Annotated in this window: 5 tRNA genes and 1 rRNA gene; all 6 read right to left on the minus strand. The window is 46.7% G+C overall.

The features are described 5' to 3' along the window. Positions 1-150: 150 nt before the first annotated feature. A tRNA-Met gene (locus SLH55_RS23100) sits at positions 151-224 on the minus strand. A 75-nt stretch (positions 225-299) separates the two neighbouring features. Beyond that, positions 300-375, minus strand: a tRNA-Val gene (locus SLH55_RS23105). A 40-nt stretch (positions 376-415) separates the two neighbouring features. Next, positions 416-490 (minus strand) — tRNA-Glu (locus SLH55_RS23110). Positions 491-494: 4 nt separating this feature from the next. Further along, positions 495-585, minus strand: a tRNA-Ser gene (locus tag SLH55_RS23115). Positions 586-592: 7 nt separating this feature from the next. Then, a tRNA-Asn gene (locus SLH55_RS23120) sits at positions 593-667 on the minus strand. A 7-nt stretch (positions 668-674) separates the two neighbouring features. Next, positions 675-791, minus strand: a 5S ribosomal RNA gene (rrf, locus tag SLH55_RS23125). Positions 792-1,153 lie beyond the last annotated feature (362 nt).

Raw genomic sequence — 1,153 nt, forward strand, 5'->3', positions numbered from 1 at the left:
TCGAACCCGCGACCTCCTGCGTGACAGGCAGGCATTCTAACCAACTGAACTACCGGACCAAAGTTTTTTCGCGCTAGCGAAAATAACTATCCTTGCGTCACTCATAAAAGATTAATGCTAATCTCTTACTAATAACAAGCAAAAATGGTATTGCGGGGACAGGATTTGAACCTGCGACCTTCGGGTTATGAGCCCGACGAGCTACCGAACTGCTCCACCCCGCGACGATAAAATGTGTTACTTTACATATAATAATTAAGGAAGATTATTTTACTCCGCTTACGCTTCGCAAAAAATCATGGTGGAGGATGACGGGATCGAACCGCCGACCCTCTGCTTGTAAGGCAGATGCTCTCCCAGCTGAGCTAATCCTCCGTTATGTAATGGTAAATTATTTTGCTTTTGCAAGAAACTTTGGTGACCCATACGGGATTCGAACCCGTGTTACCGCCGTGAAAGGGCGGTGTCTTAACCGCTTGACCAATGGGCCTTAATGGCGGAGAAGGAGGGATTTGAACCCTCGCGCCAGTTGCCCGACCTACACCCTTAGCAGGGGCGCCTCTTCAGCCACTTGAGTACTTCCCCATAAAAATGGCTCCGCAGGCAAGATTCGAACTTGCGACCGATCGGTTAACAGCCGATAGCTCTACCACTGAGCTACTGCGGAACGATATGCCTGGCGACGTCCTACTCTCACAGGGGGAGATCCCCCAACTACCATCGGCGCTGAAGAGCTTAACTTCCGTGTTCGGCATGGGAACGGGTGTGACCTCTTCGCCATTGTCACCAGACTATGTATTGTCTCTTTTTTAAGGACAAGTACTATTATATCGTGTATATATTATTTTTCAAGGCTTTTTTTATATTTTCATATAATATTTATTCCCTGAAAACTAGATAAAGGATTGATGTCAAGAAAGCCGAATATCGACCAATTGTTGCATCTACTATTACCAGTAGACTGCAATCCAGCTCCGGCGGCTAGAGACTCGAGGTCATTTCAGTTCAATCAGCTGAGGGTAAAAAGTATCCTCTTCTGATTGCCCAGAAATGCTTGTCGTCTCTGTTCAAGCCGCCTCCGCTTTATAAGTGTGGTTAAGTCCTCGATCGATTAGTATCAGTCAACTCCACATGTCGCCATGCTTCCATCTCT

It is taken from the genome of Rossellomorea sp. YZS02 (assembly GCF_033963925.1).
Taxonomy (GTDB): Bacteria; Bacillota; Bacilli; order Bacillales; family Bacillaceae_B; genus Rossellomorea.